Source organism: Stenotrophomonas sp. YJH_SMC_135, from assembly GCF_059372355.1.
This window is the reverse complement of the sequence record NZ_JCAFVN010000001.1, coordinates 441,802-461,638: the sequence shown is the minus strand read 5'-3', so window position 1 is coordinate 461,638 and position 19,837 is coordinate 441,802. Positions and strand designations below refer to the sequence as shown.

General features: G+C 67.3%; 21 protein-coding genes. 6 read left to right on the top strand and 15 right to left on the bottom strand.

Features of this window, described 5'->3' with window-relative positions:
* Positions 1-58: 58 nt before the first annotated feature.
* The 4 genes from AC5P98_RS02345 to AC5P98_RS02330 all read left to right on the top strand — a co-directional run bounded on the left by AC5P98_RS02345 (position 59) and on the right by AC5P98_RS02330 (position 5,722).
* A complete protein-coding gene (locus AC5P98_RS02345; RefSeq protein ID WP_049419269.1) occupies positions 59-451 on the top strand; it encodes a barstar family protein in 393 nt (130 codons plus the stop codon).
* Positions 452-586: 135 nt separating this feature from the next.
* Positions 587-3,178 carry a DNA mismatch repair protein MutS gene (mutS, locus tag AC5P98_RS02340; protein ID WP_111144173.1) on the top strand — a complete coding sequence of 864 codons (2,592 nt, stop codon included), beginning with the start codon at positions 587-589 and terminating at the stop codon, positions 3,176-3,178.
* A 189-nt stretch (positions 3,179-3,367) separates the two neighbouring features.
* Complete coding sequence (locus AC5P98_RS02335) at positions 3,368-5,011, top strand: catalase (protein WP_049441489.1); 1,644 nt, start codon at positions 3,368-3,370, stop codon at positions 5,009-5,011.
* Positions 5,012-5,119: 108 nt separating this feature from the next.
* Entirely contained in the window at positions 5,120-5,722 is a 603-nt protein-coding gene (locus tag AC5P98_RS02330) for a DUF937 domain-containing protein (protein ID WP_014646409.1), read from the top strand.
* Positions 5,723-5,760: 38 nt separating this feature from the next.
* On the opposite strand, the gene AC5P98_RS02325 is transcribed toward AC5P98_RS02330, so the two are convergent.
* Positions 5,761-6,168 (bottom strand): RNA-binding S4 domain-containing protein, encoded by a 408-nt coding sequence (locus tag AC5P98_RS02325; protein ID WP_495229840.1) that lies wholly within the window; start codon positions 6,166-6,168, stop codon positions 5,761-5,763.
* A 9-nt stretch (positions 6,169-6,177) separates the two neighbouring features.
* A complete protein-coding gene (locus tag AC5P98_RS02320) occupies positions 6,178-6,417 on the bottom strand; it encodes a hypothetical protein (RefSeq protein ID WP_032956346.1) in 240 nt (79 codons plus the stop codon).
* Positions 6,418-6,479: 62 nt separating this feature from the next.
* Here AC5P98_RS02320 and AC5P98_RS02315 point away from each other — a divergent pair, with 62 nt between their 5' ends.
* On the top strand, positions 6,480-7,940 hold the full coding sequence (locus AC5P98_RS02315) for an MATE family efflux transporter (RefSeq protein WP_495229839.1): 1,461 nt from the start codon (positions 6,480-6,482) through the stop codon (positions 7,938-7,940).
* 117 nt (positions 7,941-8,057) lie between these two features.
* Here AC5P98_RS02315 and AC5P98_RS02310 read toward each other — a convergent pair whose 3' ends face one another.
* From AC5P98_RS02310 to ffh, 11 genes are all read right to left on the bottom strand, one after another.
* Complete coding sequence (locus AC5P98_RS02310; protein WP_164109840.1) at positions 8,058-8,465, bottom strand: DUF1801 domain-containing protein; 408 nt, start codon at positions 8,463-8,465, stop codon at positions 8,058-8,060.
* A gap of 35 nt (positions 8,466-8,500) precedes the next feature.
* Positions 8,501-8,935: a DUF1801 domain-containing protein gene (locus AC5P98_RS02305; protein ID WP_197557396.1), complete on the bottom strand. Its 435-nt coding sequence runs from the start codon at positions 8,933-8,935 to the stop codon at positions 8,501-8,503.
* Between the two features lie 79 nt (positions 8,936-9,014).
* Positions 9,015-9,395: a DUF6404 family protein gene (locus tag AC5P98_RS02300; RefSeq protein ID WP_032956354.1), complete on the bottom strand. Its 381-nt coding sequence runs from the start codon at positions 9,393-9,395 to the stop codon at positions 9,015-9,017.
* A gap of 82 nt (positions 9,396-9,477) precedes the next feature.
* Positions 9,478-9,879: a 50S ribosomal protein L19 gene (gene rplS / locus AC5P98_RS02295; protein ID WP_005415736.1), complete on the bottom strand. Its 402-nt coding sequence runs from the start codon at positions 9,877-9,879 to the stop codon at positions 9,478-9,480.
* A gap of 154 nt (positions 9,880-10,033) precedes the next feature.
* On the bottom strand, positions 10,034-10,792 hold the full coding sequence (gene trmD, locus AC5P98_RS02290) for a tRNA (guanosine(37)-N1)-methyltransferase TrmD (RefSeq protein WP_134966310.1): 759 nt from the start codon (positions 10,790-10,792) through the stop codon (positions 10,034-10,036).
* A gap of 8 nt (positions 10,793-10,800) precedes the next feature.
* On the bottom strand, positions 10,801-11,313 hold the full coding sequence (gene rimM, locus AC5P98_RS02285) for a ribosome maturation factor RimM (RefSeq protein ID WP_005408595.1): 513 nt from the start codon (positions 11,311-11,313) through the stop codon (positions 10,801-10,803).
* Between the two features lie 44 nt (positions 11,314-11,357).
* Positions 11,358-11,618 carry a 30S ribosomal protein S16 gene (gene rpsP / locus AC5P98_RS02280; protein ID WP_005415733.1) on the bottom strand — a complete coding sequence of 87 codons (261 nt, stop codon included), beginning with the start codon at positions 11,616-11,618 and terminating at the stop codon, positions 11,358-11,360.
* Between the two features lie 186 nt (positions 11,619-11,804).
* On the bottom strand, positions 11,805-12,407 hold the full coding sequence (locus AC5P98_RS02275; RefSeq protein WP_495229838.1) for a suppressor of fused domain protein: 603 nt from the start codon (positions 12,405-12,407) through the stop codon (positions 11,805-11,807).
* 127 nt (positions 12,408-12,534) lie between these two features.
* Positions 12,535-13,317: an aminotransferase class IV family protein gene (locus AC5P98_RS02270; RefSeq protein WP_495229837.1), complete on the bottom strand. Its 783-nt coding sequence runs from the start codon at positions 13,315-13,317 to the stop codon at positions 12,535-12,537.
* Positions 13,314-14,390, bottom strand: coding sequence for an NAD(P)H-dependent flavin oxidoreductase (locus AC5P98_RS02265; protein ID WP_495229836.1), 1,077 nt, complete (start codon positions 14,388-14,390; stop codon positions 13,314-13,316). The genes AC5P98_RS02270 and AC5P98_RS02265 overlap by 4 nt, the downstream gene beginning before the upstream one ends.
* A gap of 148 nt (positions 14,391-14,538) precedes the next feature.
* A complete protein-coding gene (gene ffh, locus AC5P98_RS02260) occupies positions 14,539-15,915 on the bottom strand; it encodes a signal recognition particle protein (protein ID WP_014036403.1) in 1,377 nt (458 codons plus the stop codon).
* 122 nt (positions 15,916-16,037) lie between these two features.
* Here ffh and AC5P98_RS02255 point away from each other — a divergent pair, with 122 nt between their 5' ends.
* Positions 16,038-16,832 carry a cytochrome C assembly family protein gene (locus tag AC5P98_RS02255; protein ID WP_014646399.1) on the top strand — a complete coding sequence of 265 codons (795 nt, stop codon included), beginning with the start codon at positions 16,038-16,040 and terminating at the stop codon, positions 16,830-16,832.
* Positions 16,833-16,931: 99 nt separating this feature from the next.
* On the opposite strand, the gene AC5P98_RS02250 is transcribed toward AC5P98_RS02255, so the two are convergent.
* On the bottom strand, positions 16,932-17,396 hold the full coding sequence (locus tag AC5P98_RS02250; RefSeq protein WP_049404401.1) for a hypothetical protein: 465 nt from the start codon (positions 17,394-17,396) through the stop codon (positions 16,932-16,934).
* A gap of 92 nt (positions 17,397-17,488) precedes the next feature.
* Complete coding sequence (locus AC5P98_RS02245; RefSeq protein WP_049404403.1) at positions 17,489-19,795, bottom strand: tetratricopeptide repeat protein; 2,307 nt, start codon at positions 19,793-19,795, stop codon at positions 17,489-17,491.
* Between the last annotated feature and the right edge of the window lie 42 nt (positions 19,796-19,837).

Genomic DNA, 19,837 nt, shown 5'->3' with positions numbered 1-19,837 from the left:
CAAAGCATCCGGCGCTCAGCCATGTCCAACGCACAGGGAACAACGCTACAGTCGAGATATGTCGCTCATCCTGCAGATCGAAGGCTGTGCCATTCACGACATCCCCAGCCTGTACGCGGAGATCAACCGCGTGTTCATGCCCGGCGAGGACTGGCAGCTCGGGCCAAGCCTGGACGCCCTGGATGATCTGCTGCATGGCGTCCATGGCGCGTTGGCCGGCCATGAGCGGGCAACGGTGATCTGGAGTGATATCGAGCACAGCCGCGCCGCACTGGGACGAACTAGCACATGCCAGTGGCTGCAGTCCAAGCTGGAAGCCCCGGGCACCTTCAACACGCGGACCATTGCGCGCCAGCTGGACGCCCTGCAACGGGGCGAGGGCCCAACCTACTTCGAGATCGTGATGGATATCTTTGCCAGCCACCGGCAGATCACCCTGGTCCCGGCCTGACCCCGTTGCTGTGCGGTACCCGCCTGCCACCGGTAGCCGCAGCCCTGTGCCCCAGCAGTTACCATGGACGGCCCTGTACCCGCTCCGTTGCCGCTGCCCTCCGGCGCGAACGGACGCCCCGGATTCACGAGCCCCATGTCCAAAGAAAAGTCCGCCGAACACACCCCGCTGATGAAGCAGTTCTTCGCAGCCAAGTCCGAGTATCCGGACCTGCTGCTGTTCTTCCGCATGGGCGACTTCTACGAGCTGTTCTACGACGACGCGCGCAAGGCCGCGCGCCTGCTCGACATCACCCTGACCCAGCGTGGCAGCTCCGGCGGCGCGCCGATTCCGATGGCCGGCGTGCCGGTACATGCCTATGAAGGCTACCTGGCGAGGTTGGTGGCGCTGGGCGAGTCGGTGGCGATCTGCGAGCAGATCGGCGACCCGGCGCTGGCCAAGGGCCTGGTCGAACGCAAGGTGGTGCGCATCGTCACCCCCGGCACCGTCACCGACGAAGCGCTGCTGGATGAGCGCCGTGACACCCTGCTGATGGCGCTGTCGCGCACGAAGCAGGGCTACGGCCTGGCCTGGGCCGACCTGGCCGGTGGCCGCTTCCTGGTCAATGAAGTCGAGACCGACGACGCGCTGGAAGCCGAACTGGCCCGACTGGAACCGGCCGAGCTGCTGGTGCCCGACGAGGAGAACTGGCCCGACTTCCTGCGCCAGCGCACCGGCGTGCGCCGCCGTGCGCCGTGGCTGTTCGACGCGGACAGCGGCCGCCGCCAGCTGCTGAACTTCTTCAAGCTGCACGATCTGAGCGGCTTCGGTATCGATGACAAGCCACGTGCCACCGCCGCCGCCGGCGCCCTGCTCGGTTATGTCGAGGAAACCCAGAAGCAGCGCCTGCCGCACCTGACCTCGATCGCGATGGAAACCGCCGGCGAGGCGATCGCGATGAACGCCGCCACCCGCCGCCACCTGGAACTGGATACGCGCGTCGACGGCGATACCCGCAATACCCTGCTGGGCGTGCTCGACAGCACGGTGACGCCGATGGGCGGGCGCCTGCTGCGCCGGTGGCTGCACCGCCCGCTGCGCCTGCGCGAGGTACTGGTACAGCGCCACCATGCGGTGGAAACCCTGATCGATCGCGGCAGCGATGCCGACATCCGCGAACAGTTCCGCCGCCTCGGCGACCTGGAACGCATCCTGACCCGCGTCGCACTGCGTTCGGCGCGCCCGCGTGATTTCTCCACCCTGCGCGATGGCCTGGGCCTGCTGCCGGCGGTGCGCGAAGTGCTGGCGCCGCTGGATTCACCGCGCCTGCAGGCACTGCATGCCGCCTTGGGCGAGCACGACGCGTGCGCACAGCTGCTGGCCAGCGCCATCGCCGAAATGCCGCCACTGAAGCTGAGCGACGGCGGCGTGCTGGCCGATGGCTTCGATGAAGAGCTGGACGAGCTGCGCCGCCTGTCCACCCATGCCGACCAGTTCCTGGTTGACCTGGAACTGCGCGAGCGCGAGAGCAGCGGCATTCCCACCCTGAAGGTGGGCTACAACCGCGTGCACGGCTACTACATCGAAATCAGCAAGGGCCAGTCCGATCGCGCGCCGGTGCACTACACCCGCCGCCAGACGCTGACCAATGCCGAGCGTTACATCACCGAAGAACTGAAGGCATTCGAGGACAAGGTGCTGTCCGCGCGCGACCGTTCGCTGTCGCGCGAGAAGTACCTGTACGAGCAGCTGCTGGATACCCTCGGCGCGCAGCTGGAACCGCTGAAGCAGTGCGCCGCTGCGCTGAGCGAACTGGACGTGCTGGCCGCCTTCGCCGAACGCGCGCAGGCGCTGGACTGGTCGCGACCGGAACTTGAAACGGCACCGTGCCTGAAGATCGAGCGTGGCCGCCATCCGGTGGTCGAGGCGGTGCGCGAGCAGCCGTTCGAACCCAACGATCTGGATCTGCATCCGGACCGCCGCATGCTGGTCATCACCGGTCCGAACATGGGTGGTAAATCGACCTACATGCGGCAGAACGCGCTGATCGTGCTGCTGGCCCACATCGGCAGCTTCGTGCCGGCCAGCCGGGCGCTGATCGGCCCGATCGACCGCATCCTGACCCGCATCGGCGCCGGTGACGATCTCGCCCGCGGGCAGTCGACCTTCATGGTCGAGATGGCCGAGACCAGCTACATCCTGCACCACGCCACCGCGCATTCGCTGGTGCTGATGGACGAGATCGGCCGTGGCACGTCCACCTACGACGGCCTGGCGCTGGCCGACGCGGTGGCCCGCCACCTGGCCTACCAGAACCGCTGCTACACGCTGTTCGCCACCCACTACTTCGAGCTGACCGCGCTGGCCGACGAGCAGCACGAGGGCGGCCGCAGCGGCATCGCCAACGTGCACCTGGATGCCGTCGAGCACGGTGAAGCGCTGGTGTTCATGCACGCCGTTAAGGACGGCCCGGCCAACCGCAGCTTCGGCCTGCAGGTGGCCGCACTGGCCGGCCTGCCGCGCGCCACCGTGGCGCAGGCGCGCCGTCGACTGGCCGAGCTGGAACAGCGCGGCGGTGAGAGCCATGCCGCCGAGCTGGCGCCGCAGGCATTGGATGCACCGCAGCAGTTCGGCCTGTTCGCGGCGCCGTCGAACAAGGCACAGGAAGCACTGGCCGCCATCGATCCGGACGAACTGACGCCGAAGCAGGCACTGGAAGCGCTGTACCGACTGAAAGCACTGCTGTAACCGCAGCGCGCACCCCTGGCTTCCCGCCGCCATGCGGGAGGCCTATCGAAAGATCCGGCAAATCTGATTCTTCGTTTCAATTGACAAAAACTATCAAACTGAGCGGATCATTCGATTATTCATTTCATCCGGCCCTAGCTAAAGTCGAGTGAAGATGTTCCATCCCGTCTTCACCCGCAGGAGCCAGCCATGAGCCAGTCCGATAACAACAGCCCGAAATGTCCGTATCACACCGCGCCGTCGCCTGCGGAAGGCGCCCAGCAGCAGCGCGAGCTGAGCACTACCCCGAAGCAGAAGCACGGCGATGAACCGGTCACGCCGATGACCACGGCCTTCGGCGCACCGGTGGTGGACAACCAGAACAGCAAGACCGCCGGCCCGCGTGGCCCGCTGCTGATGGAAGACGTGTGGCTGCTGGAAAAGCTGGCCAACCTCAACCGCGAGATCATTCCCGAGCGCCGCATGCACGCCAAGGGCTCGGGCGCATTCGGCACCTTCACCGTCACTCACGACATCAGCAAGTACACCCGCGCCAAGCTGTTCGAGAAGGTCGGCAAGCAGACCGAGATGTTCGCCCGCTTCACCACGGTGGCCGGCGAGCGTGGCGCCGCCGACGCCGAGCGTGACATCCGCGGCTTCGCCCTGAAGTTCTACACCGAAGAAGGCAATTGGGACCTGGTCGGCAACAACACGCCGGTGTTCTTCCTGCGCGACCCGCGCAAGTTCGCCGACCTCAACAAGGCCGTCAAGCGCGACCCGCATACCAACCTGCGCAGCGCACGCAACAACTGGGATTTCTGGACGCTGCTGCCCGAAGCCCTGCTGCAGGTGACCGTGGTGATGAGCGACCGCGGCATTCCGCGCAGCTTCCGCCACATGCACGGTTTCGGCTCGCACACCTACAGCTTCACCAACGCCGACAGCGAGCGCTTCTGGGTGAAGTTCCACTTCGTCAGCCAGCAGGGCATCGAATCGCTGACCGACGCGCAGGCGCAGATCCTGGTTGGCCATGACCGCGAAAGCCACGGCCGCGACCTGTTCGCCGCGATCGAGAAGGGCGACTTCCCGAAGTGGAAACTGTTCATCCAAGTCATGCCGGAACTGGAGGCGGAAACCTACCGCATCCATCCGTTCGACCTGACCAAGGTGTGGCCGAAGAGCGACTACCCGCTGATCGAAGTGGGCCAGTTCGAACTGAACCGCAATCCGGTCAACTGGTACCAGGACGTGGAGCAGTCGGCGTTCGCGCCGAGCAACCTGGTGCCGGGTATCGGCCCGTCGCCGGACAAGATGCTGCAGGCGCGCCTGTTCGCCTACTCCGATGCGCAGCGCTACCGCCTGGGCGTCAACCACCACCAGATTCCGGTGAACGCGGCGCGCTGCCCGGTGCACAGCAACCACCGCGACGGTGCGATGCGCGTGGACGGCAACTACGGCGGCCTGCCGCACTACGAACCCAACAGCTACGGCCAGTGGCAGGAACAGCCGCAGTACCGCGAACCGCCGATGAAGATCCGGGGCGACGCCGACTTCTGGAACTTCCGTGAGGACGACGCCGACTACTTCAGCCAGCCCGGTGCGTTGTTCCGCAGCTACAACCAGGCACAGAAGGAGCGACTGTTCGCCAACACCGCCCGTGCCCTGGGCGATGCGCCGGACTTCATCAAGCAGCGCCACATCGACAACTGCAGCAAGGCCGACCCGGCCTATGGCGCTGGTGTTGCCGCGGCGCTGAAGGCGCTGGCCAGCCAGCCAACGGATCCGTTCAAGCCGGCCCAGCCGGAAGCGGACTTCCCCACCGCGACCCCGGGTGCCGAAGACATCGAGCTCTGATCGCCCTGCCCCGTGAACGCCACGCCGCCTCCCCGTGAGGCGGCGTCGCCGTTTTAACGGTCTGCGTCGTACCTTCTGCACGCCCAACCCCAATCAAGGATTCCGCAGATGAGCCTGACCGACGAACTTCTCGCCAAATTGCAGGGCGCCCCGCTGCAGCAGGTATCGCAGCAGCTCGGCATCAGCGATACCCAGGCCTCCGGTGCGATCAGTGCCGCGCTGCCGGTGCTGATGGGCGCGCTGGGCAACAACGCCTCGCAGCCGCAGGGCGCACAGGCGCTGCTCGGTGCACTGCAGAACAACCACAGCGGCCTGGACCTGGGAAGCGTGCTCGGCTCGGTACTGGGCGGCGGTGGCGGTGGCGCCGCCAGCGACGGTGCCGGCATCCTCGGCCACATCTTCGGCGGCAGCCAGCAGAAGGTGGAAACCGGCCTGGCCCAGGCCACCCAGCTCGACAGCGGCCGTACCAGCCAGCTGCTGCAGATCCTTGCACCGATCGTGATGGCCTTCCTCGCCCAGCGCCTTGGTGGTGGCCAGGCCGATGCCGGCTCGCTCAGCCAGGCCCTCGGCCAGGAAAAGCAGCAGGTGCAGCAACAGGGTGGTCTTGCCGGCGGCCTGCTTGGCAGCGTGCTGGACCAGGACGGTGACGGCCAGCTCGGCGTGGGCGATCTGCTGAAGATCGGCGGCAGCCTGCTGGGCGGCAAGCGCTGAGCCAAGGCGGCGCCGGACCCGGTCTGGCGCCCTGCAACTTACAACGCGTCGATATCGCCGAGCGCGCGGATCAACCGCCGTGCGCGTTTGTCCGGCTTGTGCTCCGGCGGCTGGAAACCATCGCGTGCGGCGATGCGCCGCGCCCGCTGCTCGGCGCGGCGGGCCCTGGAGGCCTCACTCTCGGCATACAGCTGCTGCGCCGCCGGCGCCGGCCCGCGCTGATCGCTCAGCCCCAGCACCTGGATCTCGAAATGCTCCTCGCCGCGATCCACCTGCAGCTGCTCGCCGACGCGCACCGCGCGTGAGGATTTCGGGCGCTGCCCAGCCACGCTGACCTTGCCGGTCTCGATGGCCTGCTTGGCCAGGCTGCGGGTCTTGAAGAAACGGGCCGCCCACAGCCAGATGTCCAGTCGGACACTGGGCGGCAGCGGGGAAAGCTCGGTCATCGGCAGGGACTACTCCGTTCGCTTGTTCAGGGGACGCGGGTTGTCGGGGTCGGTGCGGCAGCCGCTGCCCCCGATCAGGGTGGGTACGCCGGCAGAAAGATCCTGGCGCTGGCTGCCGACCAGGCACTCGGGCCGGTCGGTGGGCCGCACCTGGGTATCGCCCGGCCGGTCACCTGTCGAACATGCGGCCAGTACGACGCTGATCAAGGCCAGCGCCAGGCTCCACTTCACCTGCAGTCGTTGATGCATTGCCACATCCCGCAAACCGGCTTGGTGCTAGTGTGCGCCTCCCGGGATTCGATCACCACTCCATGGCCAAAGCGCCGCTTGACCTGACCTCCGGCCCGATCGGCCGCAATCTCCTGCTGTTTTCCCTGCCGATCCTGGCAGGCAACATCGCGCAGTCGCTGAACGGTTCGGTGAATGCGGTCTGGGTCGGGCGCTTCCTCGGTGAGGCGGCACTGACCGCCACCGCGAACGCCAACAACATCATGTTCTTCCTGATCGGCTCGGTGTTCGGCTTCGGCATGGCTTCGACCATCCTGATCGGACAGGCGATCGGCGCGCGCGACATCGCGCAGGCGCGGCGCGTGGTCGGCACCAGTGCCACCTTCTTCATCGGCCTGTCGGTGATCATCGCCATCGCCGGCTGGTTCATGGCCCATCCGCTGCTGGCAGCGATGGGCACGCCGGCCGCCTCGCTGCCATTGGCCGAGGCCTACCTGCAGATCATCTTCCTGGCGATGCCGACGCTGTACGCGTTCGCCTTCCTCACCGCCGCCCTGCGCGGTGCCGGTGATTCGCGCACGCCGTTCCGCTTCCTGATGGTATCGGTGGCACTGGACATCGTGCTGAACCCGGTACTGATCTTCGGGATGGGGCCCTTCCCCGCGCTGGGCATCGCCGGCTCGGCCTGGGCCACGCTGGTCGCGCAGACGTTGTCGCTGGCCGGCCTGCTGCTGTACATGCGGCACAAGCGCCACACCCTGTGGCTGGGCCGCGCCGACCTGCGCCTGTTCAAGCTCGACATGACCATCCTCAAGGCGCTGGTGGTCAAGGGCGTGCCGATGGGCCTGCAGATGGTGCTGATCTCGCTGTCGGTGATCCTGCTGATGACCATGGTCAACCAGTACGGCACCGACACCGCCGCCGGCTACGGTGCTGCCCTGCAGCTGTGGAACTACCTGCAGATGCCGGCGATGGCGATCGGTGCGGCGTGTTCTTCGATGGCCGCACAGAACGTCGGTGCGCAGCGCTGGGACCGCGTGCGCGGTACCGCACGCCAGGGCGTGCTGTTCAACTTCCTGCTGACCGGCGCGCTGATCCTGCCGTTGGTTGTGTTCGATCGCCAGCTGCTGGCGCTGTTCCTGCCGCCGGCCAGCCAGGCGCTGGACATCGCCCGCCACCTCAACCATGTGGTGATCGGCTCGTTCCTGTTCTTCGGCGTCAGCTTCGTGATCTCCGGCGTGGTGCGCTCCACCGGCGCGGTGATTCCGCCACTGCTGATCCTGGCCGGCTCGCTGTGGGGCGTGCGCGTGCCGTTCGCCGAACTGCTGCAGCCGTACTGGGGCGCCGATGCAATCTGGTGGAGCTTCCCGGTCAGCTCGCTGATGTCGATGCTGCTGTCGCTGGCGTATTACCGCTGGGGCGGCTGGCGCAAGGCGAAGATGATGGGCAAGCCCTCGCATGCCGAAGAACTGGCGACGCCGTCGGAGATTCCGGCCTGTCCGCCGTCGCCGGTGGCCGACCCGGATGCCGCACCGCTGCGGTAGTGCCGGCCGCCGGCCGGCAACCTCATGGACCGGCCAATGACAAGGTAGTGCCGGCCGCTGGCCGGCAACCTCACACCTCTCCAGCAGCATCGCGCAACAGCCGGCCAGCGGCCGGCTCTACCGTTTCTTCTTCGCCGCGTTGAACGCCGCCGCTGCGCGCAGCAGCGCCTTGAACGCAGCGGCATCCGGCATCGCGCCTTCATGGATGTCGATCGCACGCCGCGTGTTGCCCTCCAGGCTGGCGTTGAACAGGCCCTTCGGGTCCGCCAGCGCCGCACCGTTGGCGAAGGTCAGTTTCACTGCCTGCTTGTAGGTTTCGCCGGTGCACAGGATGCCGTTGTGCTCCCACACCGGTGTACCCCGCCATTTCCAGGTTTCCTGCACGTCGGGCAGCGCCTCGTGGATCAACGCACGCATGCGTGCCAGCGTTTCGCCGCGCCAGTCTCCCAGTTCGGCGATGCGTGCATCGATCAGTTCGGTCGCCGGGGTTCCGGCATCGTCAGGGTTCGGAGCATGCATGGCCATCAGGGTCTCTCGGGAAAGGAATCGGAATGCCGGGCTTACATGCGCTCGCCGGGCAACGCGGCGGCCTGGCGCACCCAGTCGAGGAACTGTGCTTCATCCAGCACGCCATCCTGCGCGATATGCAGGTAGCGCGTATCGGCGCTCCTGGACGGCTCGGGTGGCACCGGCTTCAGCGCCGCGCCACGGAAGAACGCCACCTTGATGTAGCGGGTGAAGCAATGGAAGCTGAGAAACCAGCCTTCGCCCGGCGCCACCGCATACATCGGCGAGTTCCACTTCACCGCCTTGTGCACGCCGGGTACGGCCCGTTCGATCAACGCATCCAGCTGTGCGCCGACCGGGCGTTTCCAGTCCGGCATGGCGGCGATGTATGCCTGCACCGGAGCATCGCCCTCGCCCTTGGCGATCCGGGGGTTGCCGCCGGACAACAGCGTGGGCGCGGTGGAAGGTGCGGTTCGCTTGGCAGGCATCGCACGGCACGTCCATCGGGATGAAACCGCAGCCTAGCGCGGCCCGTAGCCAGCGGTCACGGCGCAGTGCGCCATCGGCTCAGTCCGCCTGCCGCGCCCGGAACTGGCGCCAATCCGGCAGCTTGCGGTGGCGGCGCAGCGAGCGCATCAGCGCCGCCATCACAAGGCCGAACAGCGCGCCGGCCACCAGACCGGCCACCAGCAACAGCACCAGCGGACGTTCGCTGCCCTGCCACAGCATCAGCCACATCAGCGCGGTCCAGAACAGCCCGAACAGCAGGCCCTGCACCAACGCGTTGGTGCCAAAGCCGGCCAGGATCGGTGGCGGCAGTGCGATGCCCAGGCGCCACAACAGGCGATGCAGCAACGGCGCCGATTGCACGCGTGCCAGCCCCTTGCCGTCGAGAAAGCGCAACGCCGACTGGATCACGGCCGGATAGCGAAGGTTGATGTCGTTCATCACCTGATCGTGGCCGATGCGATGCCGGAAACGCAAACGGCCACCCGAAGGTGGCCGTCGCGGCAACAACCGAAGTTGTTTATCAGGCCTTGTCGGCCAGACGGGCAGCCTTGGCGGCAGCAGCGGCAGCCAGGTCTTCCTTGATGCGGGCGGCCTTGCCTTCCAGGCCACGCAGGTAGTACAGCTTGCCGGCGCGGACCTTACCACGACGCTTCACTTCGACCGAGTCGATGATGGCGCTGTGGGTCTGGAAAACGCGCTCGACGCCGTAGCCGTGCGAGATCTTGCGGACGGTGAACGAGGAGTTCAGGCCGGCGTTCTTGGTGGCGATGACGACGCCTTCGTAGGCCTGCACGCGCTCGCGGCTGCCTTCCTTCACCTTCACGTTGACGACAACGGTGTCGCCCTGGCTGAACTTCGGCAGTTCACGGGTGATCTGGGCGGATTCGAATTCCGCGACGATGGACTTGTTCAGCTTGCTCATGGGTTACACCGATTCTTGTTCGGGTGGGCGTGTCGTATCGACAACGTAGGCTCATGCAGTCACCGGACTGTGCTGCACGTTTGTTTTGGGTACTGCGCGCGCCGACCAGGGCCGACGGGAATTGGCCATGATAGCCGATAACGCCAGCCCTGCGCTAGGGGCTGGCCTTCTGGTTCCGGGTCTGGCGGCCCTGCTCCAGCAGTTTGCGGTCGGCCTTGCCCAGTGCCTGTTCATCCAGCAGGTCCGGGCGCCGCTCGGCGGTCCGGAGCAGCGACTGCTGGCGGCGCCAGGCGGCGATGGCCGCGTGGTTGCCCGAGCGCAGCACGTCCGGCACGTCACCCAGCGGGTGCTGGGCCGGCTGGCTGTAGTGCGGGCAGTCGAGCAGGCCGAGGTCGCCCTCGAAGCTGTCCTGCGCCGCCGATTCGGCGTCGTTCAGGGCACCGTCCTGCAGGCGGGCCACGGCGTCGATGATCACCGCCGCGCCCAGTTCCCCCCCGGACAGCACGTAGTCGCCGAGGGAGATCTCCTCGTCGACATTGGCCTCCAGGAAACGCTCGTCGATGCCCTCGTAGCGGCCGCAGAGCAGGACCACGCGCGGCAGCGCCGCCAGTTCCCGCACCTTGGCCTGGGTCAGCGGCGCCCCCTGCGGGCTGAGGTAGATCACCCGCGCCGGGGTCGGATCGGCCTCACGGATCGCCTGCAGGCAGGCCTGCAACGGCTCGATCAGCATCACCATGCCCGGGCCACCACCGAACGGACGGTCGTCCACGCGGCGGTAGTTGCCTTCGGCGTAATCACGGGGGTTCCAGCCGTGCAGGCTGAACAGCCCCTTTTCCTGCGCGCGCCCGACCACGCCCAGTCCGGCGGACTGGGCGAGGAACTCGGGGAACAGGGTGATGACGTCGAAACGCATGCTCACATTCAGAACTCGGGATCCCAGTCGACCACGACCAGGTTGGCCTCGAAGTCGACCGACTTGACGAAGTCCGGCTGCACGAACGGAATCATCCGCTCTCGGTCACCGCGGACCACTACCACGTCGTTGGCGCCGGTGCTGAACAGGTGCGAGACCTGGCCCAGGGCAACGCCCTCGGTGGTCTTCACGTCCAGGCCTTCCAGGTCCACCCAGTAGTACTCATCGGGCTTCGGCGGCGGCAATGCACTGCGGGCCACGTAGATCTCGGTGCCGCGCATCGCTTCGACGGTATCGCGGTCCTCGACGCCGGGGAAACGGGCGACCAGGTGCTTGCCGCTGTCGCGGCCACGCACACCTTCAATCGTGGTTTCCACGCCGGACGGGCTGCGCACGATCCACGGCTGGTAACGGAAAATGGCGGAACGTGGCTCGGTCCAGGACTCGAGCTTGATTTCGCCGCGCACACCAAAAGCGCCGACAACCCTGCCCAGCAGGATGCGGCGCTCGATATCTTTCATCTGCTTCAACCAAGAGGGCCACGCCGAAGCGTGGCCCGTCAGGATCAGGCCGCAGCGGCCTGGGACTTGGTCGCTTCCTTGATCAGGTTGCGGACCTTGTCGGTCGGCTGGGCGCCGTTCTTGACCCAATGGTCAACGCGGGCCAGGTCCAGCTCGATGCGCTTCTCGGCGCCCTGGGCAACCGGGTTGTAGAAGCCAACGCGCTCGATGTTGCGGCCGTCGCGCGCGCTGCGCACGTCGGTGACGATGATGTGGTAGAACGGACGCTTCTTGGCGCCGCCGCGGGTCAGTCGAATCTTGACCATGGTGTTTTTCCTATTGCCCAGTCGCCAGGATGGCGAGGTAAGCGGGCGATTATAGCGGCAGAGCCCGGCCGAGCCAACCCCGGGCTGTATCCATCTTCACGGTAGCGCAGTGCTATGCCTCGCCACTTTCGTTCAGCAAAGTGATCAACCTCCGACCGCCCCTCCAAGATTCCCGGGGCGATAGCGTCAGAGCGCTCCCGCTACCGGCGCCCGATGCATGTCCAGCACATCTACCTCGTGCCGCTGCAGCAGGTCGTCAAATGCATCGCCGCCAATCCGCTCGACAAGTTGCCGCTCGGATTCGTGGATGGCGATGCACTGCAGCCAGTTGATGGCAACCGGCGGGAACTGCAGCCCCGGGAACCTGGCGTCATTCCAGAAGAAGGGCGGCACCAGATAGACGTGCGGCATCCGGGTCGACGGGAAGTATTCCTGCAGGATGTCGGGAATCACGCTACCAGGCTGCACCGCCGCACGATCGCGCATGATCGCGAAAGCCGTCGAGGCGACGACGTTGTCCCAATGCAGCGCGTCCTGTTCTGCACACGCACACAGCTCGACGCGCGTTTCCAGTTCGTGCCCCTCCGCATGACATAACACAGAATCCGATAGGCCGATGGACGAGATGGACTTCAGCCCTGCTTCCGGAGAGCTGAACATCGTGAGGATATCGACCGAACGTAGGCGATGATCATCGTGAAAGGCCTGGACCTTGGGCCGCCCCTCAGCGCCCATGACCTTGATTGCGTGCATCGCTACCGCGCGATGCTGCTCGGTGACCGTACCCATATCTGATTGGAACTCCTGAGTGTTGTTCGCTGCGGACGCATCCGCCGGGCATGGCCCGGCGCTACCGGCTGCAACGCTTCAAGGTAGCGTCCGGCTATGCCCAGCGATCGGCAATCACGCGCCTCGTTCAGGAAAGCGGCTGCCACGGCACCGCTGCCAGCACCGCCCTGCCCTGTTCAGCCAGCGTCTGCGAGCTTGGCAGGGCATGCCCGTCGATGGCGTCCAGCGCCCATAGGCCGCTGGCGTTGCAGGCAAAAGCGGCCTTCACACTGTCCAGTTCAGCCAGCGCCAACGGCCGCGTCAACTGTGCGCCGGGCCAATGCTGCTTCAGCAACGTTTCGGCGGTCCCGCGCAGGGCCGGCGCCTGCGGCCAGAGCAGCCGTTCACCATCGTGCACGGCCAGGTTCCAGGTGCTCCCTTCACTCACGTCGCCATCGGCGGTTACGAACAGCACATCGTCGAATCCTTGCGCCATCGCCGCGCGCCGCTCGGCAAACAGGCCAAACGTGCCCACATGCTTGATCTGCGGCATTTCGCGCTGCCAGGCCACGCTGCGCACGCGCTTGGGCGCGGCCAGGGCCACCGGCGCTGAAACTGCCACCAGCACGTCCACCGGCACGGCCGCCAGCGGATTGCGGAAATCGAAGCGGCGCGAGTACACCGTCACCCGCAGCGAGGCATCGGCCAGGCCGGCCTGCCGCAGCGCCTGCGACATCCACGCCTGCACCTGCACCGTGTCCAGTTCGCTGCCGAACAGTTCGCGCGTGGCCTGCGACAGCCGCGCCAGATGCAGGTCCAGCCCCTGCACTGCACCACCACGCACCTGCAGCGAGGTGAAGTGGCCGTAGTTCACCAGCGCCGGCAGCAGGTCCGCCACCTGCGCCGGCTGGCCATTGCAGGTGACCCTCATCGCAGCAGCGCCTGCGCCTGTTCCCACATGCCGCGCAGCACGTCGGCGGCCGGCTGTGCAGGCGCCATCCACGCCGACTGCCCGGCCCAGGCCTGCATCGCCGCCAGGCGATTTTCCTGCACGGCCTGCTTGCGCATCGGCGCGGTCAGGCCACGCTGCACCGGGTACGGGCGCGGCGCAGGGGCGCCTTCGGCAGCAGCGGCGCGCACATACGCGGTCGCCAGGCCACGGCCAAGGCGGCCGCTGAACGCGCGCGTCGGCCAGGTATCTTCCGGTTCGCTGGCGGCCAGCCCATCGGCCCACGCCGACGCGATCGCCGCCTCGGGCGTGCGCAGGAAGGCGGTGCCGATCTGGACGGCGCTGGCCCCCAGGGTGAGTGCGGCAGCAATGCCACGGCCATCGGCGATGCCACCGGCAGCGATCACCGGAATCTGCAGGTGATCGGCCAGGCGCGGCAACAGCGCGAACAGCCCGACCAGCTGGCGTTCGGCCATTGCCGGATCAAACGCACCGCGATGGCCACCGGCCTCCATGCCCTGCGCCACCACGGCGTCGGCACCGGCGTCCTGTGCGGCACGCGCTTCGGACAAGGTGGTCGCGCAGGCGATCCAGGCAATGCCGGCGTCCTTCAGCTGCTGCACGTGGCGCGGCAGCAGCACGCCCATGATGGTCGACGCCACCGTCGGGCGTGCCGCAAGCAACGCAGCGAACTGTTCTTCGAAATCGGCAGGCGTGGCGTCGGCGGCGCTGGCCGGCACGTCCGGGCCCCACTGCGCGAGGAAAGCGCGGCTGGCGGCCTCGGCAGCGACATCACGGCTCGGTGCGGGGTCCGGCAGCCACAGGTTCACCTGCGCCGGGCCGGTGGAGGTCGCGCGGAAGTCCTCCATCCAGCGACCGATATCGGCCGACGACGACAGCACCGCGCCCATCGCCCCCATGCTGCCGGCATTGGCCAGCGCGGCGGACAACGGTACGGGGCAGGCACCGGCCATCGGTGCCAGCAGGATCGGAACGGAAATGCCAAAGCGCCGGCAGAACGCCTCGACGCGGGAAGTTACAGCGGAACTCTGCATGATGGCCCATCGTTTCGGACAGGCCCCCATGGTGCGCGCGGGACAGGGGAAGAGTCGAGCCTGCTGCCCGACCACCTGCTGCGGCGCTTGCGCGCCGCCGCCCGAGCGTGGGCTCGGGCGCTACATCACACTGCGGACGGGGCCGTCATCAACGGAACGGCATGCCACGGCCGCCCATGGCACCCATCATGCCCTTCATGCTGCGCAGCATGCCCTTCATGCCGCCGCCGGCCATCTTGCTCATCATCTTTTCCATCTGCATGTACTGCTTCATCAGCTTGTTGACGTCGGCCGGGGTCACGCCCGAACCCTTGGCGATGCGCGCGCGGCGCGAGCCGTTGAGCAGGTTCGGGTTGCGCCGTTCCTTCTTGGTCATCGAGCCGATGATGGCGATCATGCGCGGCACTTCCTTGCCCTGGCTGACCTGCTGCTTCAGGTGGTCGGGGATGTTGCCCAGGCCCGGCAGCTTGTCCATCAGGCCGCCGATGCCGCCCATGTTCTGCATCTGCTCGAGCTGGTCGCGCATGTCGTTCAGGTCGAACTTCTTCCCCTTCGCGACCTTCTCGGCCAGCTTGGCGGCCTTGTCCTTGTCGACCTGCTGCTCCACCTGCTCGACCAGCGACAGCACGTCGCCCATGTCGAGGATGCGGCTGGCGATGCGGTCCGGATGGAACACGTCCAGGCCTTCCGGCTTTTCGCTGACACCGACGAACTTGATCGGCTTGCCGGTGATGTAGCGCACGCTCAGCGCGGCACCGCCACGGGCGTCACCGTCGGTCTTGGTCAGCACCACGCCGGTCAGCGGCAGCGCGTCGCCGAAGGCCTTGGCGGTGTTGGCCGCGTCCTGGCCGGTCATGGCGTCGACCACGAACAGGGTTTCGGCCGGGTTCACGGCAGCGTGCAGGGCCTTGATCTCGGCCATCATCGCTTCGTCGATGGCCAGGCGGCCGGCGGTATCGACCAGCAGTACGTCGACGAACGACTTGCGGGCATCGTCGATGGCAGCGCGGACGATGGCTTCCGGCTTCTGGTCGGCGCTGGACGGGAAGAACAGCACGCCGACCTGCTCGGCCAGGGTCTTCAACTGCTCGATCGCGGCCGGGCGGTAGACGTCGGCCGAAACCACCATCACCTTCTTCTTGCGCTTTTCCTTCAGGTGCTTGGCCAGCTTGCCCACCGTGGTGGTCTTGCCGGCGCCCTGCAGGCCCGCCATCAGGATGATGGCCGGAGCGGGCACATTGAGGTTCAGGTCGCTGGCCTCGGCACCCATCACCGCGGTCAGCTCGTCGCGCACGACCTTGATCAGGGCCTGGCCCGGGGTCAGCGACTTCAGCACTTCCTGGCCGACCGCGCGCACCTTGATGCGCTCGATCAGGGCCTGCACCACCGGCAGCGCGACGTCGGCTTCGAGCAGCGCGATGCGTACTTCGCGGGTCGCCTCGCGGATGTTCTCCTCGGTCAGGCGGCCGCGGCCACGCAGGCGCTCGATGGTGCCGGAAAGGCGCTGGGTCAAGGACTCGAACATGCGGCGCAACCTGTCTGAAAGCGGGGGACAATAAGGCAGACAGTATAACGGGTCCGGCTGTCCGCCCGGACTGCGACCACCGGGCCGTCGCCAGCATCACAGGGGTATGCGAAACTGCAACGATGACAATCGTTCTCATCGCCGTCCTGCTCTACCTGGCTGCCAGTGCCCTGCTGGTGCGCGCGCTCGGCCGCGATGAAAGCACCGGCTCCCCCACCTGGCTGTGGCCGGCCCTGCCAGCGATGCTGCTGCATGGCGGTTACCACGTGATGGTGGCGATGCGCACCAACGGCGGGCCGGACATGCACTTCTTCGCCGCGCTGTCGCTGGTCGGCCTGGGCATGGCCTGGCTGACCTCGCTGGTGGGCGCGCGCGGCCGCATGTCGGCGCTGGGCGTGGTGGTGTTCCCACTGGCCGCGGTACTGCTTCTGGCCTATCACGGCTACGGCCACGAGCCGAGCAAGGTGCTGGGCTGGCGCCTGGCCAGCCATGCCTGGCTGGCGCTGCTGGCCTACGCCACGCTGAGCATCGCCGCGCTGCTGGCGATCATGCTGTGGCTGCAGGAACGCGCCCTGCGCCGCCGCGAGTTCCGCCCGTGGCTGCGCGCGCTGCCACCGCTGGCCGACCTGGAATCGCTGCTGTTCCGGGTGATCACGGTCGGCTTCGCGCTGCTGACCCTGACCCTGGTCACCGGCGTGCTGTTCGTCGATGACCTGCTGGCGCAGAAGCTGGTGCACAAGACCGTGCTGAGCGTGCTGTCGTGGATCGTGTTCGGCGTGCTGATGATCGGCCGTCGCCGCTACGGCTGGCGCGGCATGAAGGCGGTGCACTGGACGCTGGCGGCAATGCTGTTGCTGCTGCTGGCGTTCTTCGGCAGCCAGTTCGTGATCGAACTGGTGTTCGGGCATTCGCGATAAAGGCATGCCGACCAACGGTCGGCACCCACCCAACATCACCTGGTAGTGCCGGCCGCTGGCCGGCAACTGGACCGCACCCTGCGTGGATGCTGCCGCCGGTCAGGGCACCGGCTGCGCCAGGATCTTCCGCACCGAACGGCCGCTGTTGGTGAGGATGTCATCGACCTGCCAGCAGCCCTGGCCCTGGCGCACCATCGGCAGACGGGTCACGTAGGCCTTCTTCCATACCGCATAGCGCATCTCGACCTGGCCGGCAGTGGCCGAGGCCTCTTTCCAGCGATAACGCACCGGGGTTTCAATGTCGCCGTCCTGCGCATCCAGCCACGGGTCGGAATCGATCGTGCAGATGCCCTCTTCGCGCTGCTGGCAGGCACGCTCGCCACGCAGTGCCTTGCCGAACGCCGGGCTGACCAGCGCGGGCAGTGGCTCCAGCAGGTCACCATTGCCGGTCGTGGCTTCGAAGAAGGCACGGGCAACGGCCATGGGTTCCTGGCAGGCCGGTGCGGCCTGCACGGTGGGGGCCAGCAGCAGCCCGGCGATCACGAACATCCCTGTCTTTCGCATGTATCTGTCCCTGAGGTAGTGCCGGCCGCTGGCCGGCACTACAGGATATCCCGGTGCTGCCGGCCAGCGGCCGGCACTACCCGATACCCGGCTTACAGCCCGTAACGCTCGATCACGTCCAGGTGCGGCTGGCGATCCTGGTCACAGGCTTCAGCCAGGCGCAGCCAGCAATGCGGATGCGGCCACGTCGCGGTGTGCTGCTGGAGGAAGCGGTGCAGCGCCAGCGGCGCATGGTCCTGCGGCTGGGCGACGGTGAACAGCAGGCCGGGCAGCGTGCCCTCCTCCCTACCGGGGTCGGTGACGGTGTAGTCCGGGCGGCTGTGCGACCACACCTTCCAACCCTGTGCTTCGGCCGCCTCGACGAAGGCATTCCACGCCTCTTCGCCCGGGTGCGCGCCATCGATCATCCAGCTGCGGGCGAAGCCGCCGCGCTCCAGCACATGCACCTGCGCATAGGTCGGGATGAAATGCTCGCGCGCTTCCTCCTCCTCAGGTGCCGGATGCACCAGTGCGGCATCGAACACCACCCAGTCGCCCACCTGCTGGGCGCGGTTGGACGGCGCATTCTCGACGATGCGCGCGGTCACCGGGCCGCTGCGACGGGCGTAGTACTCCATCGGCTCGCCGTTCTCTTCGCTGCGGATGATCACCCAGCCCCATGGCTCCTCGACCACACCTTCCTGGCTGGACAGCTCCATGCCGATCGCCGCGGCCGAGCGGCGCACCGCGTCCCAGTCGCGCGCCGCGCTGGCCGCACTCATGTGGTCCCAATGCGCGGCGTTCGGCTCGTCCAGCAGCTCCACCAACTGCGCATAGCAGGCCTGGGCCTCGCTGAAGCGGCCGGTTTCCATGTACATGCGCGCCAGCGTGCCGCGCGCGCCGTGCGAGCCCGGAGACAGCTCCAGAAGCGATCGGGCCGCCTGCTCCAGCGCCGGCCAGTCGGACACCCGGCGTGCGCGCTGCACGTCGCACCAGTGCGCGAACACCGGCACGCTGCTGCGGTAGACCTCGGCCAGCTGGCGCAGGCCGTCGTCGTCCCCCTGCTCGGCCAGCCAGCGCATCAGCGTGTAGGCTGCGGGACCATCGTTCTGCGCATGGCTGCGTACGAACCGCCACAACAGCGCTCGCGCCTCGGCCTGCGCGCCGCAGGCGCTCAGCGCCGAGGCGGCCATCTCGGCCAAGGCCTCGTCATCGGGCAGCTGCGCCTGCGCCTGCAGCAACCACTGCGCCTCGCGCTCGGGGTCGCGCGCCTGGTTCTGTTCACCCTGCGCGTCCAGCCATGCCAGCAGCTCGCCGGCCGGCACCGGCAGCTGTGCGACATCCGGCAATGCATCGATGCGTGCCGCCAGGCCGGCCACCAGCGCTGCCGCCCCCCGGTCCTGGCGCAGCTGCGCCAGATGGGTGCGGGCCAGTTCCAGCTGGCGCAGCGCCACCCAGCGCGCACCACGCTGCAGGGCAAGCTCCAGGCTCAGCGCTGCCACTTCGATCAGCAGGCGATGCGATCCGACCCGGGCGAAGTGCTCGATGATCGTGTTGAAGCGCGTGCCCAGGTCCCACGTATTGCGCGCAGGGTCACGCTGGCACAGCGCTGCGGCGGTGTTCGCCCACAGCCGCCAGTAGTTCGGGGTCAGCTCGCTCCACGGCACCAGCTGCTGCAGCGCTTCTTCGTCGCGGCCCAGCTGGGCCAACGCCCATGCCTTGGACAGGCGACGCGGCACCGTGCAGTTGGCCGGCTCGTACTCCCCGGAGGCGGCCACTTCGGCTTCGCGCTTCTCGATCAGCGCCAGTGCCTCGTCGGCGCGGCCGACAGCGAGCAGGATCTTGATCTGCATCTCCGGGAAGCTGTCGAACACTTCCTTGCCACAGGCCTCCACGGCGTCGGCCTGCGCCTGCAGGTAATCCAGCGCCTCCTGGCCACGGCCATCGTCGAGCAGCGCATCGGCTTTCTCGCAGCTCAGGCACTGGAAGCAGGCCCAGCTGGGATCGATGCGGCCGAGGGTCTCGTCGCACACCTCGATGCGCTCGGGCACCCAGCCCGGGCCATCGATGTTGCCGTAGCAGGCGGCCAGGTCCTGGGTCACGCAGATCGACTGCGGGCATTCCAGGGTGTCTTCGCGGTGTGCCCGCTCGAACAGCGAAACGGCTTCGCCAAGCGCGCTCTCGCCTTCAACACGGTTGCCGACGCGGTTGCGCAGCGCCCAGTGGCCGACGTAGACGTCGACCCAGGGGTTGTCGAGCGCCTTGCCCAGTGCGCGTGCTTCGGGCAGCAGTGCATCGACACGGTCGATCTGCAGTTCACTGACCTCGTCGGCGAGGCGGTTCAGCAGGTGCGCGTTCTGCGCCTGGCCGGCCTGGCGCAGGTCGCCCTGCAGTTTTTCGACCCAGTTCCAGATGTCCATGGGGTAAGTACTCCTGTCTAGCGAAGGCTGGATGAGAGGGCG

Bases quoted from the DNA above. Each gene is read 5' to 3' on its own strand.
- AC5P98_RS02345 (WP_049419269.1), top strand. From the start codon at position 59: ATGTCGCTCATCCTGCAGATCGAAGGCTGTGCCATTCACGACATCCCC.
- mutS (WP_111144173.1), top strand. From the start codon at position 587: ATGTCCAAAGAAAAGTCCGCCGAACACACCCCGCTGATGAAGCAGTTC.
- AC5P98_RS02335 (WP_049441489.1), top strand. From the start codon at position 3,368: ATGAGCCAGTCCGATAACAACAGCCCGAAATGTCCGTATCACACCGCG.
- AC5P98_RS02330 (WP_014646409.1), top strand. From the start codon at position 5,120: ATGAGCCTGACCGACGAACTTCTCGCCAAATTGCAGGGCGCCCCGCTG.
- AC5P98_RS02325 (WP_495229840.1), bottom strand. From the start codon at position 6,168: ATGACCGAGCTTTCCCCGCTGCCGCCCAGTGTCCGACTGGACATCTGG.
- AC5P98_RS02320 (WP_032956346.1), bottom strand. From the start codon at position 6,417: ATGCATCAACGACTGCAGGTGAAGTGGAGCCTGGCGCTGGCCTTGATC.
- AC5P98_RS02315 (WP_495229839.1), top strand. From the start codon at position 6,480: ATGGCCAAAGCGCCGCTTGACCTGACCTCCGGCCCGATCGGCCGCAAT.
- AC5P98_RS02310 (WP_164109840.1), bottom strand. From the start codon at position 8,465: ATGGCCATGCATGCTCCGAACCCTGACGATGCCGGAACCCCGGCGACC.
- AC5P98_RS02305 (WP_197557396.1), bottom strand. From the start codon at position 8,935: ATGCCTGCCAAGCGAACCGCACCTTCCACCGCGCCCACGCTGTTGTCC.
- AC5P98_RS02300 (WP_032956354.1), bottom strand. From the start codon at position 9,395: ATGAACGACATCAACCTTCGCTATCCGGCCGTGATCCAGTCGGCGTTG.
- rplS (WP_005415736.1), bottom strand. From the start codon at position 9,879: ATGAGCAAGCTGAACAAGTCCATCGTCGCGGAATTCGAATCCGCCCAG.
- trmD (WP_134966310.1), bottom strand. From the start codon at position 10,792: ATGCGTTTCGACGTCATCACCCTGTTCCCCGAGTTCCTCGCCCAGTCC.
- rimM (WP_005408595.1), bottom strand. From the start codon at position 11,313: ATGAAAGATATCGAGCGCCGCATCCTGCTGGGCAGGGTTGTCGGCGCT.
- rpsP (WP_005415733.1), bottom strand. From the start codon at position 11,618: ATGGTCAAGATTCGACTGACCCGCGGCGGCGCCAAGAAGCGTCCGTTC.
- AC5P98_RS02275 (WP_495229838.1), bottom strand. From the start codon at position 12,407: ATGGGTACGGTCACCGAGCAGCATCGCGCGGTAGCGATGCACGCAATC.
- AC5P98_RS02270 (WP_495229837.1), bottom strand. From the start codon at position 13,317: ATGAGGGTCACCTGCAATGGCCAGCCGGCGCAGGTGGCGGACCTGCTG.
- AC5P98_RS02265 (WP_495229836.1), bottom strand. From the start codon at position 14,390: ATGCAGAGTTCCGCTGTAACTTCCCGCGTCGAGGCGTTCTGCCGGCGC.
- ffh (WP_014036403.1), bottom strand. From the start codon at position 15,915: ATGTTCGAGTCCTTGACCCAGCGCCTTTCCGGCACCATCGAGCGCCTG.
- AC5P98_RS02255 (WP_014646399.1), top strand. From the start codon at position 16,038: ATGACAATCGTTCTCATCGCCGTCCTGCTCTACCTGGCTGCCAGTGCC.
- AC5P98_RS02250 (WP_049404401.1), bottom strand. From the start codon at position 17,396: ATGCGAAAGACAGGGATGTTCGTGATCGCCGGGCTGCTGCTGGCCCCC.
- AC5P98_RS02245 (WP_049404403.1), bottom strand. From the start codon at position 19,795: ATGGACATCTGGAACTGGGTCGAAAAACTGCAGGGCGACCTGCGCCAG.